Origin of the sequence: Halomonas kalidii (assembly GCF_030010475.1) — a bacterium.
GTDB classification, from domain to species: Bacteria; Pseudomonadota; Gammaproteobacteria; order Pseudomonadales; family Halomonadaceae; genus Halomonas; species Halomonas heilongjiangensis.
In genome coordinates, this window is the sequence record NZ_JASCQN010000022.1 from 1 (window position 1) to 15,417 (window position 15,417).

The 15,417-nt window shown below is 66.4% G+C and carries 15 protein-coding genes and 1 pseudogene; 13 read left to right on the forward strand and 3 right to left on the reverse strand.

Annotated features, from left to right (window positions below):
* The 12 genes from QLQ85_RS04360 to QLQ85_RS04415 form a co-directional block, all read left to right on the forward strand.
* On the forward strand, window positions 1-870 hold an 870-nt coding region (locus QLQ85_RS04360), incomplete at its 5' end, for a benzoate/H(+) symporter BenE family transporter (RefSeq protein ID WP_282737878.1).
* Window positions 871-1,353: 483 nt separating this feature from the next.
* On the forward strand, window positions 1,354-2,328 hold the full coding sequence (catA, locus tag QLQ85_RS04365; protein ID WP_282737879.1) for a catechol 1,2-dioxygenase: 975 nt from the start codon (window positions 1,354-1,356) through the stop codon (window positions 2,326-2,328).
* A 168-nt stretch (window positions 2,329-2,496) separates the two neighbouring features.
* Window positions 2,497-3,864, forward strand: a complete 1,368-nt coding sequence (locus tag QLQ85_RS04370; RefSeq protein WP_282737880.1) for a Rieske 2Fe-2S domain-containing protein — start codon at window positions 2,497-2,499, stop codon at window positions 3,862-3,864.
* Window positions 3,865-3,898: 34 nt separating this feature from the next.
* Window positions 3,899-4,387: a benzoate 1,2-dioxygenase small subunit gene (gene benB, locus QLQ85_RS04375; protein WP_282737881.1), complete on the forward strand. Its 489-nt coding sequence runs from the start codon at window positions 3,899-3,901 to the stop codon at window positions 4,385-4,387.
* A 126-nt stretch (window positions 4,388-4,513) separates the two neighbouring features.
* Window positions 4,514-5,686, forward strand: coding sequence for an ABC transporter substrate-binding protein (locus QLQ85_RS04380; RefSeq protein WP_282737882.1), 1,173 nt, complete (start codon window positions 4,514-4,516; stop codon window positions 5,684-5,686).
* Window positions 5,687-5,756: 70 nt separating this feature from the next.
* The gene (locus QLQ85_RS04385; RefSeq protein WP_282737883.1) at window positions 5,757-6,617 is read left to right on the forward strand and encodes a branched-chain amino acid ABC transporter permease; all 861 of its coding nucleotides are present in this window, start codon (window positions 5,757-5,759) and stop codon (window positions 6,615-6,617) included.
* Window positions 6,618-6,629: 12 nt separating this feature from the next.
* Window positions 6,630-7,709: a branched-chain amino acid ABC transporter permease gene (locus QLQ85_RS04390; RefSeq protein WP_282737884.1), complete on the forward strand. Its 1,080-nt coding sequence runs from the start codon at window positions 6,630-6,632 to the stop codon at window positions 7,707-7,709.
* A gap of 3 nt (window positions 7,710-7,712) precedes the next feature.
* Window positions 7,713-8,507 (forward strand): ABC transporter ATP-binding protein, encoded by a 795-nt coding sequence (locus tag QLQ85_RS04395; protein WP_282737885.1) that lies wholly within the window; start codon window positions 7,713-7,715, stop codon window positions 8,505-8,507.
* The gene (locus tag QLQ85_RS04400; RefSeq protein ID WP_282737886.1) at window positions 8,504-9,253 is read left to right on the forward strand and encodes an ABC transporter ATP-binding protein; all 750 of its coding nucleotides are present in this window, start codon (window positions 8,504-8,506) and stop codon (window positions 9,251-9,253) included. Before QLQ85_RS04395 ends, QLQ85_RS04400 begins: the two co-directional genes overlap by 4 nt.
* A gap of 21 nt (window positions 9,254-9,274) precedes the next feature.
* Complete coding sequence (locus tag QLQ85_RS04405; RefSeq protein ID WP_282737887.1) at window positions 9,275-10,489, forward strand: benzoate/H(+) symporter BenE family transporter; 1,215 nt, start codon at window positions 9,275-9,277, stop codon at window positions 10,487-10,489.
* Between the two features lie 53 nt (window positions 10,490-10,542).
* Window positions 10,543-11,349, forward strand: a complete 807-nt coding sequence (locus QLQ85_RS04410; protein WP_282737888.1) for a universal stress protein — start codon at window positions 10,543-10,545, stop codon at window positions 11,347-11,349.
* 54 nt (window positions 11,350-11,403) lie between these two features.
* Window positions 11,404-11,859 (forward strand): aminoacyl-tRNA deacylase, encoded by a 456-nt coding sequence (locus QLQ85_RS04415; RefSeq protein ID WP_282737889.1) that lies wholly within the window; start codon window positions 11,404-11,406, stop codon window positions 11,857-11,859.
* 77 nt (window positions 11,860-11,936) lie between these two features.
* Here QLQ85_RS04415 and QLQ85_RS04420 read toward each other — a convergent pair whose 3' ends face one another.
* Window positions 11,937-12,176, reverse strand: coding sequence for a hypothetical protein (locus QLQ85_RS04420; protein WP_282737892.1), 240 nt, complete (start codon window positions 12,174-12,176; stop codon window positions 11,937-11,939).
* Window positions 12,177-12,486: 310 nt separating this feature from the next.
* Here QLQ85_RS04420 and QLQ85_RS04425 point away from each other — a divergent pair, with 310 nt between their 5' ends.
* Entirely contained in the window at window positions 12,487-14,244 is a 1,758-nt protein-coding gene (locus tag QLQ85_RS04425; RefSeq protein WP_282737890.1) for a DEAD/DEAH box helicase family protein, read from the forward strand.
* 91 nt (window positions 14,245-14,335) lie between these two features.
* Here the strand turns inward: QLQ85_RS04425 and gfa are convergent, their stop codons facing one another.
* Together gfa and QLQ85_RS04435 are read right to left on the reverse strand one after the other, a co-directional pair.
* Window positions 14,336-14,908 (reverse strand): S-(hydroxymethyl)glutathione synthase, encoded by a 573-nt coding sequence (gene gfa / locus QLQ85_RS04430; protein ID WP_282737891.1) that lies wholly within the window; start codon window positions 14,906-14,908, stop codon window positions 14,336-14,338.
* 332 nt (window positions 14,909-15,240) lie between these two features.
* Window positions 15,241-15,417, reverse strand: a pseudogene (locus tag QLQ85_RS04435) (S-(hydroxymethyl)glutathione dehydrogenase); the annotation flags it as partial.

The window sequence follows — 15,417 nt, forward strand, 5'->3', positions numbered from 1 at the left end:
GGGGTGATGGGCATCGTCATGAAGCTGATCCCGATGCCGATCGTGATGGGCATGGTGGCCGGCATCCTGCTCAAGTTCGGGCTCAACATGGTGGCGCCGCTGGAGAACGCCATGCTGCCGGCGGCGATCATGATCCTGGCCTTCTTCTTCTCGGCGCGCCTGCTGCGCCGGGTGCCGCCGCTGATCGTCGCCATGCTGGCCGGCATCGCCTACATGGCCTACTCCGGAGTCGACTTCTCCGGCGTGGCGTTCTCGGTGACCTTCCCCGAGTTCATCGTCCCGGAGTTCACCCTGGGCGCCTTCCTGGCCTACGGCCTGCCGCTGGCCCTCATCCTGGTGGGCATGGAGACCCCCGCCGGGGTGGGGCTGGTCAAGGGCATGGGCTACAAGGAGGTGCCGGCCAACGCCATCACCGCGGTGGGCGGCGTCGGCACCATGATCTCGGCCTTCTTCAACCTGCACAGCACCTGCATCGCGGCGCCGATGACCGGCATCTGCTCCTCACCGGAGGCCGGCGATCGCGACAAGCGCTGGGTGGCGGCGGTGATCGCCGGGGCGATCTTCGTGGTGGCTGCCCCCTTCTACGGTTTCGTGGTCAGCCTGATCGAGGCCATGCCGGGCTACTTCATCGCCATCATCGCCGGCCTGGCCCTGCTCCGCGTGATCACCTCGGCGATGCACATGGCGTTCTCGGGCAAGCACGAGATGGGGGGGCTGTTCTCCTTCCTGATCGCCGCCTCCGGCCTGCAGATCCTGGGCATCGGCTCGTCCTTCTGGGCGCTGGTGCTGGGCGTCTTCATCTCGCTGATCTTCGAGATCAGGGACTTCGAGTTCATCTTCGAGCGTCGGGTCGCCAAACAGGGGGGGTGAGCCATCCCCTGAACGATGCTTCCGACTGGCATCCTCCTTGGCCCGTGCCTGCCTGCGCAGCACGGGCTTTTTTGCGTGCGCGCCGGAGGAGGCGGGCCAAGTGGTCGGTGGGGTGGCCTTGTTATTCTTTTGTCGCAATTTTGCAGGATAACGAAGCCCGGGGGAGGCATCGGGGACGCTCTCCGGGGCCAGGAACCGCATGGCGCGGGGCATGCGAGGCCCCTCATGCGGGATCTGGAATGGCTCGGCATGGGGCAGTCTGCTCCGCAGGTATCCCTCCGGTGGCCACATGCGTTCTTCAAGTGCATGAAAAACAAGGCTGGTATCCGTGGCCCAGGGAGGCGGTAGCGGTACCCGACGACACGCGGCGGCCGCTTCCAAGCAATACCCAGGAGGTATGGAAGGGAACCCATTCGATATTGGTGGCAGGTTGCTCCGCTGGCCAGAATCAACTCCGAGATCACAAAATGAGAGTACACCATCATGACCGTGAAGATCTTCGATACCCCCGACGTCCAGGACTTCCTCAAGACCATCGCCGGCTTCGACCAGGCGGGCGGCAACGAACGCGCCAAGCAGATCATGCACCGCCTGCTCTCCGATCTGTTCAAGCTGATCGACGACTTCGACGTCACCCCCGAGGAGTACTGGTCCGCCGTCAGCCTGCTCAACGCCCTGGGCGGCCAGACCCAGTTCGGCCTGCTGTCGCCGGGGCTCGGCTTCGACCACTTCCTGGACATGCGCCAGGACGCCATCGACGCCGAGGCCAAGCGCACCGGCGGCACCCCGCGCACTATCGAGGGCCCGCTCTACGTGGCCGGCGCCCCGGAGGCCGAGGGCTTCGCGCGCATGGACGACGGCCAGGACCCGGACGGCGAGACCATGTGGCTGACCGGCCAGGTGCGTGACGTCGACGGCACCCCGGTCGCCGGCGCCAAGGTCGAGATCTGGCACGCCAACTCCAGGGGCGGCTACTCCTTCTTCGACCCGACCCAGAGCGAGTACAACCTGCGTCGCACCATCGTCACCGACGCGGAAGGCCGCTACACCGCGCGCAGCATCATCCCCTCCGGCTACGGCGTGCCGGAAGGCGCCCCGACCGACGTGGTGCTCAAGTCCCTGGGCCGTCACGGCGAGCGTCCGGCGCACATCCACTACTTCATCTCGGCGCCGGGCCACCAGCACCTGACCACCCAGATCAACCTGGCCGGCGACCCCTACACCTGGGACGACTTCGCCTTCGCCACCCGCGAGGAGCTGGTGGTGCCCGCGAACCGCATCGAGGACCAGGGCGAGATCGCCAGGCGCGAACTGGACGGCCCCTTCGCCGAGGTGGTGTTCGACGTCGAGCTGGCCAGGACCGATGCCCCCGAGCTGCAGGTGCGCCACGCTCGCCCGCGGGCCAAGGAAGACGAGCAGGACGCCAGCAGCCAGCTGGCCGCTACCGCCAGGGTCTGAGCCCTGGCATGAACCCCCGCGTCGGCCGCCGGCCGGCGCTCCCCCCGATTCCCAGAATGCATGTCTCGCCATGGCGCTGCCGCCATGGGTTGGGGAAGCCTGGGCTTCCGACAGAACGAGACGTGTTGGCCCAACCAGAGTCTCTACCGAGACATCAGGAGTCCGATCATGACCAGCAAGCTTGATCAACTCGAGAAGCGCGTGCGCGGTGCCGTCGTCGACGACGCCGAGGCCGGCATCTTCCGCTGCCACCGCAGCATGTTCACCGACCGCGAATTCTTCGACCTGGAGATGAAGCACATCTTCGAAGGCAATTGGCTGTTCCTGGCCCACGAGAGCCAGATCAGCGAGCCGGGCGACTACATGACGGTGACCATGGGTCGCCAGCCGGTGGTGATCACCCGCGACAAGGCCGGCGAGCTGCATGCGCTGATCAACGCCTGCGCCCACCGCGGCGCCACCCTGTGCCGCCGCAAGCGCGGCAACAAGGGCACCTTCACCTGCCCCTTCCACGGCTGGACCTTCAAGAACGACGGCAAGCTGCTCAAGGCCAAGAACGAGAAGACCGGCGCCTACCCGGAGGGCTTCAAGCAGGAGGGCTCCCACGACCTCACGCGGGTGCCGCGCTTCGAGAGCTACAAGGGCTTCCTGTTCGGCAGCCTCAACGACGACGTGCTGCCACTCGAGGAATACCTCGGCGAGACCACCAAGGTCATCGACAATATCGTCGACCAGGCGCCGGAAGGCCTCGAGGTACTGCGCGGCACCTCCTCCTACACCTTCAATGGCAACTGGAAGCTGCAGGCCGAGAACGGCGCCGACGGCTACCACGTCAGCACCGTGCACTGGAACTACGCCTCGACCATGGACCGCCGCAACTACGACGCCGGCGGCACCAAGGCGGTGGATGCCAACGGCTGGTCGAAGAGCCAGGGCGGTTTCTACTGCTATGAGAACGGCCACATCATGCTGTGGACCCGCCTGCTCAACCCCGAAGTGCGTCCGGTCCATACCCGCAAGGATGAGATCGAGGCCGAACTCGGCGAGGCCCGGGCCGACTCCATCGTCAACCAGACCCGTAACCTCTGCCTCTACCCCAATGTCTACCTGATGGATCAGTTCTCCACCCAGATCCGGGTGATGCGCCCGCTGGCCGTGGACAAGACGGAAGTGACCATCTACTGCTTCGCGCCCAAGGGCGAGTCCGCCGAGAACCGCCGCGTGCGCATTCGCCAGTACGAGGACTTCTTCAATGTCAGCGGCATGGGCACGCCGGACGACCTGGAGGAGTTCCGCGGCTGCCAGACCGGCTACGAAGGGGCGCTGGCGGAGTGGAACGATCTGTCGCGGGGCGCCAAGCAGTGGATCGAGGGCGCCGACGACAACGCCAAGGCGATCGACATGAAGCCGCTGCTCAGCGGGGCCTCCCCGGAGGACGAGGGGATCTACGTGCTGCACCACAAGCACTGGGTCGAGGAGATGCTGCGCGCCATCGAGAAAGAGCGCGGCCAGTTTATCGCCACCGAATCCGCCTGAGCGGCCAGCGACTGTAAAGAGGGGAGAAGACGAGATGAGCCTTAGCTATCAAGAGATCCAGGCCTTTCTATACCGCGAGGCACGGCTGCTCGATGACCGCCAGTGGGACGAGTGGCTGGAGTGCTACCGCCAGGATGCGGTGTTCTGGATGCCGGCCTGGGACGACGACGATCGGCTGACCGAAGACCCCGAGTCCGAGATCTCGCTGATCTACTACCCGAACCGCGAGGGGCTAGAGGACCGGGTCTACCGGATCAAGACCGAGCGCTCGGGGGCGAGCACGCCGGAGCCGCGCACCACGCACCTGATCAGCAACCTGGAGGTGCTCGGGGAGGAGGGTGACCGGGTGGAGCTGCGCTTCAACTGGCAGACCCTGAACCACCGCTACAAGGAGACCCAGACGTTCTTCGGGACCTCCTTCTACACCCTGGACGTGTCGAGCGAGACGCCGCTGATCACCCGCAAGGTGATCCAGCTCAACAACGACTACATCCACCAGGTCATCGACGTCTACCACGTCTGATCCGGTGCGGAGGGACGACCGTCAGGCGGCAGGGATGCCGCGCACGACAACGATCCGTGACCGATCACCGTGACATCGCCAGCGTCACCATCGGCCCAATACCAACAAGACCCCCTGGTGAACACAATGAAAACGACCTTCAAGAAGACCGCCCTCGCTTCCCTGATCAGTGCCGGCCTGACCCTGGCCGGTGCCGCCACTGCCAGTGATGACCCCGTCAAGCTCGGCCTGATGCTGCCCTATACCGGCACCTACACGGCGCTGGGCGAGGCGATCACCAACGGCCTGGAGCTGGCCATGAGCCAGCACGGCAACCAGCTGGGCGGTCGGGACGTGGAGTACGTGAAGCTCGATTCCGAGGCGAATCCCTCCAAGGCGCCGCAGAACATGAGCCGCCTGGTGCGCGGCGACAACGTCGACTTCGTCATCGGCCCGGTGCACTCCGGGGTGGCCATGGGCATGCTGCGCGTGGCCCAGCAGACCGGCGCCGTGACCATCATTCCCAATGCCGGCCTGGGCGCGGCCACCAACGAACTGTGCATGCCCAATGTCTTCCGCACCTCCCACAGCATGTGGCAGGACAGCTACCCGATGGGCAAGGTGGCCTACGACCGAGGCCACCGCAGGGTCGTCACCATCACCTGGGACTACGCCGGCGGCAAGGAGGATCTCGCCGGCTTCGAGCAGGCCTTCACCGAGGCAGGCGGCGAGATCACCGAGCAGATCCTGGTGCCCTTTCCGGGCACCGAGTTCCAGAGCTATCTGGCCCAGATCGCCAGCCTGCGCCCGGATGCCGTCTACACCTTCTTCGCCGGCGGCGGGGGCGTGAGCTTCGTGCGTGACTATGCGGCGTCCGGCCTCAAGGACTCGATCCCGCTGCTCGGCTCGGGCTTCCTCACCGAAGGCAACCTGGCGGCGATCGGCGAGGCGGGTGAGGGCGTGATGACCACCCTGCACTATGCCGAGACCCTCGACACCCCGCAGAACCGTGCCTTCGTCGAGGCCTATCGGGACGCCTATGGTGAGCTGCCCGACGCCTATGCGGTACAGGGCTACGATACCGGCATGCTGCTGCTGCAAGCCATGGAAGCGGTGGGCGGCGACACCGGGGACCAGGACCGGCTGATCGAGGCCCTGTCCAGCGTGCAGCTCGACAGCCCGCGCGGCCCACTGCGCTTCTCCGGCTCCCACCATCCGATCCAGAACATCTACCTGCGCGAGATCCGCAACGGCCGGCACGAGGTCCAGGGCATCGCCTTCGAAAACCTCGAGGTGCCCGACGACGCCTGCCGTATGTAAGGCCGGCATGTCATGACCGTGGGGCGGGCACCGCTCGCCCCTTCATCGCGTATTTCCGGAGGGATCTTCCATGGATCTCGCATTCTTCGGCGTGCAGCTGCTCAACGGGCTGCAGTACGGCCTGCTGCTGTTTTTGATCGCCAGCGGCCTGACGCTCATCTTCGGCATCATGGGCATCATCAACCTGGCCCATGGCGCCATGTACATGATCGGGGCCTACCTGGTCTACGACCTGACCTTTCGCCTCGGCAACTTCTGGCTGGCCATCCTGGTGGCCATTCCCGTCGCTGTGGCGCTCGGCCTGCTCATCGAGCGGCTGTTCCTCGACACCCTCTACAAGCGCGACCATCTCTACCAGGTGCTGCTGACCTTCGGCCTGATCCTGGTGCTCAACGAGGCCCAGCGCATCGTCTGGGGCGGCGACGTGCACAGCGTGCCGGTGCCCGAGCCGTTCAGCGGGCGCATCCAGCTCACCGACAACCTGCAGTACTCCCACTATCGGCTGTTCGTGATGGGCGTCTGCCTGGCGCTGGCCGGGGTCATCTATTGGGTGATCCGGCATACCCGGCTGGGCATCATCATCCGCGCCGGTGCGGTGAACCGCGACATGGTGGAGGGGCTCGGCATCAACGTACGCACCCTCTTCACCCTGATCTTCAGCGTCGGCGTGGCGCTCACCGCCTTCGCCGGGATGATCGCCGCCCCGCTCACCTCCATCGCCCCGGGGATGGGCGACAGCATCCTCATCACCTGCTTCGTCGTCGTCGTCATCGGCGGCATCGGGTCGATCAAGGGCGCCTTCTGGGGCGCGATCCTGATCGGCATGGCCGAGACCTTCGGGGCGGTGCTGATCCCGAGCCTGGCCAGCATGGTCATCTACCTGATCATGGCCGCCGTGCTGCTGGTCAAGCCACGTGGGCTGTTCGCCTGAGGGAGTCCCATCATGTTGCATACCTATCCCAAGCGCGTCGTCATCATCATGCTGGTGCTGACCGCCATCGTCGCCGTCTTCCCGCTCTGGGGCCCCGCCGTGTTCGGCGCCCAGAGCGACTTCCTGATGGAGAAACTGACCCTGATGCTGATCCTGGCGCTGTTCGCCATGAGCCTGGATCTGCTGGTGGGCGTCGTCGGCCTGGTCAGCCTCGGCCACGCCCTGTTCTTCGGCCTCGGCGCCTACACCCTGGCCCTGGCCAGCCCCGCCTTCAGCCCGGCCGCCATCTGGTGGATGGCCCCGCTGGTGATGCTGGTCGCGGCCCTGGCCGCCCTGGTGGTGGGCTTCCTGGTGATCCGCACCCGGGGCATCTTCTTCATCATGACCACCCTGGCCTTCGGCCAGATGCTCTACTACTTCGTCAACACCTCCCGGCATACCGGGGGCACGGACGGGGTCTTCATCATGTTCCGACCCAGCGTGGAGGTCGGCGGAGCCGTGCTGCTGAACCTCGACAACCCGCTGACCTTCTTCTACCTCTGCCTGGCCCTGGTGGTGGCCGGCTACCTCTTCCTGCGCTGGCTGACCCGCTCCTTCTATGGCCAGGTGCTCGACGGCATCCATGACAACGAGCACCGCATGGAAGCGCTGGGCTATGCCACCAGCCACTACAAGCTGGTCGCCTTCGTGATCTCCGGGGTGATGGCCTCCATCGCCGGCATGCTGGCGGCCATGCAGTACGGCTTCGCCAACCCCGCACAGCTCGGCTGGCACGCCTCCGGCGAGGTGCTGATGATGCTGATCCTGGGCGGCATGGGCACCATCTTCGGCCCGATCCTAGGAGCCTTCGCCTATGAGATCCTCCAGCACGCCTTCGAGCACCTGACCACCCACTGGCCGATCCTGATGGGGATCACCATCATCCTGGCGGTACTGATCCTGCCCCGGGGCATCGCCGGGCTGATCATCGATCCGCCGAGCCGGGCCAGCCTGGCCAAGTCGCCGCTGCTCGGGTGGCTGAAGCCTGGCCAGGCCGCTCCAACCTCCGAGGCCGTCAAGCCGGCCGCCACTGCATCGCGCCGGGAGGGCTAAGCCATGAGCACGACCATGCCGCAGACCTCTCCGCTTCAGACTGCTTTGCTTCGAACCCGAGGCCTGACCCGTCGCTTCGGCGGCTTGGTGGCGGTCAATGACGTCGACTTCGACCTTTGCGAAGGGGAGATCCACGCCATCCTGGGGCCCAACGGCGCCGGCAAGAGTACCCTGATCAACCTGCTGTCCGGGGAGTTTCCTCCGTCCGAGGGCGAGATCCTCTTCCAGGGCCGGCCCATCCAGGGCAGGAAGGCGCGCCAGATCGCCCGCCTGGGCATCGGCCGTAGCCACCAGAAGACCAATATCTTCCCGCGCCTCACCTGCCTGCAGAATTGCCAGCTGGCCGCGCGCATCCACATGGGCGGTGTGTTCGGCAGCTGGCGCTCCCGGCAGCAGGCCAGGGAGGTGATCGAGCGGGCGCTGCAGGCGCTGGAGACCTGCCAGCTGGTGCAGCGTGCCTACACGCCGGCCTCGGCCATGAGCTACGGCGAGCAGCGCCAGCTGCAGATCGCCATGGTGCTGGCCACCGCGCCCAGGCTGATGCTGCTCGACGAGCCCATGGCGGGCATGGGCCGCGAGGAGACCGACCAGGTTACCGAGCTGCTCAAGGGCCTGGCGGACCGCTATCCGCTGGTGCTGATCGAGCACGACATGGACTCGGTGTTCCGCCTGGCCGATCGCATCACCGTGATGGTCGACGGCTGCGTGCTGGAGACCGGTCCCACCGCTCAGATCCGCGCCAGTGAGAGGGTGCGGGACGTCTATCTCGGCCGCCACCACGAGGAGGCACACGCATGACTGCCGTCCAGCCACTTCCCACCGAGCAGGCCGCCGCGCCGCTGATCGAGGCGCGGGGCCTGCATACCTACTATGGCGAGAGCCATGTCCTGCATGGGGTCGACCTGACCCTGTTGCCCGGCGAGACCCTGAGCCTGATGGGCCGCAACGGCATGGGCAAGACCACGACGCTGAAGTCGATCCTCGGCTTCGTGCCGCCGCGTCGGGGCGAGGTCAGCATCAAGGGGCAGGCCACTGCGAAGCGCCGTCCCTGGCAGCTGATCCGCCAGGGCATCGGCTACGTGCCGGAGGGCCGCGGCATCTTCCCCGGCATCAGCGTGCGCGAGCATCTGATCATGGCGGCGCGCCCCAACGCGCACGGCGCGACGCCCTGGACCCTGGAGCGGGTGCTGGACACCTTCCCGCGGCTCGGCCAACGCATCAACCACGATGGCTCCTTCCTCTCCGGAGGCGAGCAGCAGATGCTCTCCATCGGTCGTGCGCTGACCACCAACCCTGACCTGATCATCCTCGACGAGGCCACCGAGGGGCTGGCGCCGCTGATCCGCAACGAGATCTGGAAGATCATCCGCGAGATCAAGGCATCCGGCATCGCCAGCATCATCGTCGACAAGAACATCGACAACCTGCTGGAGGTGGCCGACCGCCACCTCCTGCTGGTCAAGGGCGAGGTGGTCTACAGCGGCGACTCCCGGGGGCTCAGGGAGGATCCGTCGATTCTCGATACGCACCTCGGCGTCGCCTGAGGTATGACGGAGAGACGTTTCATGCAACTGCACAAGGACTGGTCGATCCCCGCCCTGACCGCCGGCTTCGTGGCGGTGCTGATCTCCTACTCGGGCCCTCTGGCGATCTTCTTCCAGGCGGCCCAGAGCGCGGAGATCTCGAGTGCCATGATGACCTCCTGGGTCTGGGCGATCTCCATGGGGGCCGCCGTCTCGGGCATCCTGCTCAGCCTGTGGCTCAGGGTCCCGGTGGTCACCGCCTGGTCGGCGCCGGGCACGGCACTGCTGGTCACCCTCTTTCCCGGGCTCTCGCTCAACGAGGCCGTGGGCGCCTATCTCACCGCGGCGGTGATCCTCTTCGTGGTCGGCATCACCGGCTCCTTCGACCGCATCGTCCAGGCGATCCCGCCGGGCATCGCCAGCGCCATGATGGCAGGCATCCTCTTCCAGTTCGGGGTCGGGATCTTCGTCTCCCTGGAGTCGGTGCCGGCGCTGGCCATCGGCATGATCATCGCCTACCTGGTCTTCAAGCGGCTCAATCCGCGCTACAGCCTGATCCTGCTGCTGATCGTCGGCGTGGTGCTGGCGGTGGTGCTGGAGGGGGCGAGCCTGCACGGCGTCTCGATCCGGCTGGCCGAGCCGGCGTTCATCCGCCCCGACTGGACCTGGAACGCCACCCTGAGCCTGGCGATCCCGCTGGTGCTGGTCAGTCTCACCGGGCAGTTCCTGCCGGGCATGGCGATCCTGCGTACCTCGGGCTACGCCACGCCGGCCAGGCCGATCGTCACCATCACCAGCCTGACCTCCTTCGGGACCGCCTTCTTCGGCGGCATCACCACGGTGGTGGCGGCCATCACCGCCGCCATCTGCACCAGCAAGGAGGCCCACGAGGACCCCGACAAGCGCTACGTGGCCGGAGTGGCCAACGGGGTCTTCTACCTGGTGGGTGGCACCTTCGCCGGCACCATCGTGCTGCTCTTCACCTCGCTGCCCGGGGAGTTCGTGGCGGTGCTGGCGGGCCTGGCGCTGATCGGCGCCATCACCAGCAACGTCAGCGCCTTCGCCGCCCACAAGGATCACCTGGAGGCCTCGGTGATCACCTTCATCGCCACCGCCTCGGGGATCAGCTTCCTGGGCCTGGGCTCGGCCTTCTGGGGCGTGGTGGTGGGGGCCCTGGCCTACCAGCTGCTGCACCGTCCCTTCGCGCTGCCACGGGGGCGTGACGCCTCCACGGCGTCCGAGAAACAACGGTCCTGATCCTCGGGAGCGCCATCCGGAGCGCCGGCCAGGACCGATCGAGGAGAACCAAGATGCATACCTTCTACGTGGCCATGGATGAAACCGACCATTCATTGCGGGGCCTGGCGCTGGGACGGCACCTGGCCGAGCAGCCGGGGGCCTCGCTGTCGGTCGTCTCGGTCGTCGCCGAGGCGGGGCAGGTCGAGCCACGGCGGCAGGCGCTGGCGGCTCGCCTGGTCGGCGAGGGCGGGCCCGTGGCCATCGAGGTGGTGGTGAACGGCAGCGCCAAGGACACCCTGGCCGACCTGGTGGACCGGGAGGAGGTCGGCCTGTGCATGAGCGCCCACGGGCGCCGGCCGGTGCCCGAGCTGCTGATCGGCAGCGTGACCGCCGGGGTGGTGCGCCGCGCCCGCCGACCGCTGTTCTTGTGCGGGCCGCGTTACGCTCCCGAACGGCACCGGCGGGTGGAGGTGGTGATGGTCTGCGTGGATGGCTCGTCGCTCTCCGAGGCGATGCTGCCCCATGCCGTGGCCCTGGCCGAGCGCTTCGCGGCACGCCTGCAGCTGCTGCAGGTGATCGAGACCGGGACCGCCAGTGCCTTGCCCCGGGACGGCGACGTGATGGAGTCCGGCTATCTCCACGACCTGGCCCGTCGGCTATCGCAGAAATACGGTATCGAGGCGGACTGGGAGGTGCTGCACGGCGACCCGGCGGACGCCATCGTCAGCTACCTCGATGACGGCGAGAACATCATGCTGGCCATGACCACCCACGGGCGCAGCGGCCTCACTCAGGTGGTGGCCGGCAGCGTCACCCACGAGGTGGTCCACGAGGCGCCCTGCCCGGTGGCAGTGTGGCGGCCTCCCCATCCTCGGTGACACGGACTAGGCTGATGATAGGCCCCTTGATCGACCCTCGGGAGGGTCATCCCCATGTCCATGGCGCGCGTCAAACGCTTTCTCGACGATAACGGCGTGAAATACGTCATACAGCAGCATTCTCCGGCCTATACCGCCCAGGAGGTCGCCGAGGCGGCCCACGTGCCCGGTCGGCATTTCGCCAAGTGTGTCATGGTCGAGATCGATGGTCGTCTCGCCCTGACGGTCCTGCCGGCCACCGATCGCGTCGACCTTCAGCGGCTGGCTCGGTCCGTCGGTGCCCAGTCGGTCGAGCTGGCCAAGGAGGCGGACTTCGAGGACCGTTTTCCCGATTGTGAGCCCGGGGCGATGCCGCCCTTCGGCAACCTCTTCGAGCTGGAGGTGTTCGTCTCGCCGCACCTGGCCGAGGCCGACCTCATCTCCTTCAATGCGGGCAGCCATCGTGAGGTGATGCAGCTCGCCTACAGCGTGTTCGACCGGCTCGTGAAACCGGTGGAAGTGGCGATGTAAGACAGGCGAGTGGAGTGCTGGATACGGACCGGAAGCGACGCTGCNTGGGCCTGGCAGCGTCGGCGAGGGAGGCGAGGTCAGTAACGATGACGACGGCTCAGGTCGATGTCGTCCCGGTCGGTGGCCGCCCCGGCGGCGGCGCCCAGGCCACCGCCGATCACCGCTCCCCGGGTGATGCTGCCGCCGGTCATGGCCGCGGTGCCACCGCCGATGGCCGCTCCCAGGCCGGCACCGCTCAGCGCACGTTCTCCGGTGGTGGTGCCGCAGCCGGTGAGTCCCAGGGCCAGCAGGCCGGCCAGCAGACCGATAGACAGCATTCGCATATGGCTTCCGTTCATCGAGGGGTCCCTGTTCGAGGTTGACCCCTGGAGCATAACCGGCCCGCACGGAAGTTGCAAAACAGTGTTTTTTATCCCCGGCCGCTGTCCCGCCTGAGGGGTGCCAGGTCTCAGGGGCGACTACCCTGTTCCCGTCGCTGGCACTGACCGGCGATCGTGGTGACGCACTAGGGCCACTGTGCCGACGGTCAAGCTCCGGCGGGGATTGCCCCACGAGGCAAAGTCGGTCAATGTCGTTCCATGACCGCTAAACATCCTGCCTGAACACCGCAACACGTGCGTGACGCCTATGCCCGATCGAGATGGTCCCGAGTTTTCGGCGTGGAACCCCGGCCTGGAGGCCGACCTGCCCGGGCGCTACCACGCCCTGGAAACCATCCATCGAACGGCCAACGTCTATTCCCGCCTCTCCGACATGGCTGAACTGAAAGCCCTAACCGGGCTCGAGGAGGAGGAGTTGGTGGCGTTCCGGGCGGAGCGCCTGATGTTGCACGAGCTGATCGTGCAGGTGACGGCCGATGTCGTGGTGTCCGAGGGTGAAGAGGAGGAAGTCCTGGGGCGGCACTTTCGCCGCATCACGCTCAAGATCCTGACCGACTACCTGACTCCCCATCTGCCGGCGTTTCAGCGGGAGTATGACCAACTGTACGAGTCGATACACGTCAGGGTGAGTGACATCCTCGCCGCGGCCTTCACTCCCGAGCCGGTGGCGACCGAGCCCGAGCCTGTCTCCTTCCTGGCCAGGTGGTTTGGCAAACGCCCGGCCCCGCGACAACAGCCGGATCGTCGCTCCCTCCAGGAACGGCATCATGACGCGATCAGGGGCATCAAGCAGCAGGGGTTGGCCGCCCGGGACGAACGGGAACAGACCATCTACAAGAGTGCGTATCGTGTCCTGAATTCGCTCGCCGGCGTCCAGGGCCATATCGGGGTGGACCGAGAAGTGTTGGCGAGGTTGATCACCCGGCATGCCTGTAACGACTTCGGCAGCCGCCTGATCGGTCGCCTGGTGGCGCCCCATGTCGAACGGGCCATGCAGCAGGAGGGTTACGGCCGGATCCCCTGCGCCAGCGAGCCGATCCTGATCAGCCTCAAGGGGGCCTCGGCGGCCGGCAAGAGCTCCCTGCGGCACCTCCTGAGAAACACCCTGCAGGACCTGGGTATTCAGCCGAAGCAGTACGGGACCATCACCCCCGACATCTGGCGTCGCCTCCTGCTCGACTATGACGCCCTGGGCGAGGCCTACAAGTATGCCGGCCGCCTGGCGGGCAAGGAGGTCAAGCTGATCGATGCCAAGCTGGACCGCTACATCCGCGACAAGGCACAGCGGGACCGCACCATTCCGAACCTGCTGATCGACCGGTTTCGTTTCGACAGCTTCTCCTCGGAAAGGGTGTCGCGGCTCCTGGATGACACCTATGCGAAACATGTCTCCACCATGTACATCTATTTCGTCATCACCCCGCCGGAGGCAACGGTGGAGCGGGGCTGGCAGCGGGGGCTGGAGCGGGGACGCTACAAGGCGGTGTCGGACTTCCTGGGGCACTGCGTGGAAGCCTATGACGGCATGCCCAGACTGCTCTTCAAGTGGCTGGACAGCCCCTATCCCCGGTTCAAGTATGTGTTCCTGGACAACAGCGTCCCCAAGCACACGCCACCGACGACCATCGCCTACGGTACCCGCGAGGCGCTTCACATCCTGGATCCCCTGGGCCTGGTCAACATCGACCGCTACAAGAAGATCAACACCGGGGCGACATGCCCGGCGGAGGTCTATCCCGGCGGCGACACCCTGGCGATCGGCAGGAACTGCACCTTCCTCAAGCAGTGCATCGCGAAAGTGCCGGAGGTCCGCTTCGTCGACGACGCGACCGGAACGGTATACCTGCGGGCCACCACGGGCCGCTTCTCGGTGGAGGATGCCACGATCCTGCGGGCCAGGCGGGAAGACCCGAAGCTCACGGAGCTGTTCACTGTCCTGGGGGTGCCCGAGCGTCAGGAGCCGGTTGGGTCAGATCGTCTCTCTGCCGGCCCGCCCGAGGTGTAGTGACCGGACGTGAAACGCCCGGGCCCGCGCAGTGGCGGGCCCGAGTCTCTCTTGTGATGGTCGTCTTGTGATGGCTCGCATTCTCGCGCGTCTATAGCACCCCCTTGGCCTTGGCGGTATGGGTGGCGATGGCGTCCATCAGCGGCGGCGACAGGCAGTCGTAGGGCTCGAGCCCCAGCTCCTTGAGTCGGCCGCGTACCTCGCCCATGTTGTCGGGGTTGGTGCCGGACTCGATGATCGAGGAGACGAAGGCGGCGAACTCCGGTGCCGCCCAGCCGCTGTCGTCCGAGAGCTCGGTATGGATGAAGTCCAGGCCGTGGAAGGGATGGTTGGTGTCCTCGATGCGACCGTACATGTGCACCCCGCAGCCCTTGCAGGCGTGGCGCTGGATGGCGGCGGAGGGGTCGACGACCTCGAGCTTGTCCTCGTTGGCGGTCACCCTGAGCTTGTCGCGCGGGACCACGGCGACCATCGAGAACAGCGCGCCCTCGGGCTTCCAGCACTTGGTGCAGCCGCACACGTGGTTGTGGGCACACTGGGCATCGACGGTCACCTCGACCTTGTTGTCGGGGCAGTGGCAGTGCAGGGTGCCACCTTCGAAGCTGGCGCTGCCGGGGCGGACGCCGTTGTCCACCGACGGGTGGATGTGCAGATGGTGGCTCATGGCGGTATCTCCTTGCGATGCGGTGGAGGAGTGAGCGGTTGATGATGGTGGTGGTGTCGCGCCGGCTCTCGGTGGCGCCGGCCCAGCGGCCGGCTTGTCGGTGGATCTGGGTGGGGGGGACTTCGTTGCGCCGAACCAGCGCTGAAGCATGTCCATGAGGCTCATGGGTAGGTTCTCCTAGCGGCTCGAGCGTCCGACCTGCTCAGTTCGCGCGGTTTCGGGCGCGTTTCCTTCGTGCGGCTTCCCGGGCGCGTGCCATTCGCGCGGCGTCGGGCGCGTATTGCTTTCATCGCGCGTCACGCGGCTTCGGGCGTGACTAAAAAGCGGCGCTATCAATAGTGCAGCACGCTACGGATGCTCTTGCCCGCGTGCAGCAGCTCGAAGGCCTCGTTGATCTGCTCGAAGGGCAGGTCGTGGGTGATGAAGTCGTCGATGTTGATCTCGCCGTTCATGTAGCGCTCCACATAGCCCGGCAGCTCGGTGCGCCCCTTGACCCCGCCGAACGCCGA

Bases quoted from the DNA above. Each gene is read 5' to 3' on its own strand.
- QLQ85_RS04425 (WP_282737890.1), top strand. From the start codon at position 12,487: ATGCCCGATCGAGATGGTCCCGAGTTTTCGGCGTGGAACCCCGGCCTG.
- QLQ85_RS04415 (WP_282737889.1), top strand. From the start codon at position 11,404: ATGTCCATGGCGCGCGTCAAACGCTTTCTCGACGATAACGGCGTGAAA.
- gfa (WP_282737891.1), bottom strand. From the start codon at position 14,908: ATGAGCCACCATCTGCACATCCACCCGTCGGTGGACAACGGCGTCCGC.
- QLQ85_RS04385 (WP_282737883.1), top strand. From the start codon at position 5,757: ATGGATCTCGCATTCTTCGGCGTGCAGCTGCTCAACGGGCTGCAGTAC.
- QLQ85_RS04400 (WP_282737886.1), top strand. From the start codon at position 8,504: ATGACTGCCGTCCAGCCACTTCCCACCGAGCAGGCCGCCGCGCCGCTG.
- QLQ85_RS04410 (WP_282737888.1), top strand. From the start codon at position 10,543: ATGCATACCTTCTACGTGGCCATGGATGAAACCGACCATTCATTGCGG.
- QLQ85_RS04395 (WP_282737885.1), top strand. From the start codon at position 7,713: ATGAGCACGACCATGCCGCAGACCTCTCCGCTTCAGACTGCTTTGCTT.
- QLQ85_RS04420 (WP_282737892.1), bottom strand. From the start codon at position 12,176: ATGCTGTCTATCGGTCTGCTGGCCGGCCTGCTGGCCCTGGGACTCACC.
- catA (WP_282737879.1), top strand. From the start codon at position 1,354: ATGACCGTGAAGATCTTCGATACCCCCGACGTCCAGGACTTCCTCAAG.
- benB (WP_282737881.1), top strand. From the start codon at position 3,899: ATGAGCCTTAGCTATCAAGAGATCCAGGCCTTTCTATACCGCGAGGCA.
- QLQ85_RS04380 (WP_282737882.1), top strand. From the start codon at position 4,514: ATGAAAACGACCTTCAAGAAGACCGCCCTCGCTTCCCTGATCAGTGCC.
- QLQ85_RS04405 (WP_282737887.1), top strand. From the start codon at position 9,275: ATGCAACTGCACAAGGACTGGTCGATCCCCGCCCTGACCGCCGGCTTC.
- QLQ85_RS04370 (WP_282737880.1), top strand. From the start codon at position 2,497: ATGACCAGCAAGCTTGATCAACTCGAGAAGCGCGTGCGCGGTGCCGTC.
- QLQ85_RS04390 (WP_282737884.1), top strand. From the start codon at position 6,630: ATGTTGCATACCTATCCCAAGCGCGTCGTCATCATCATGCTGGTGCTG.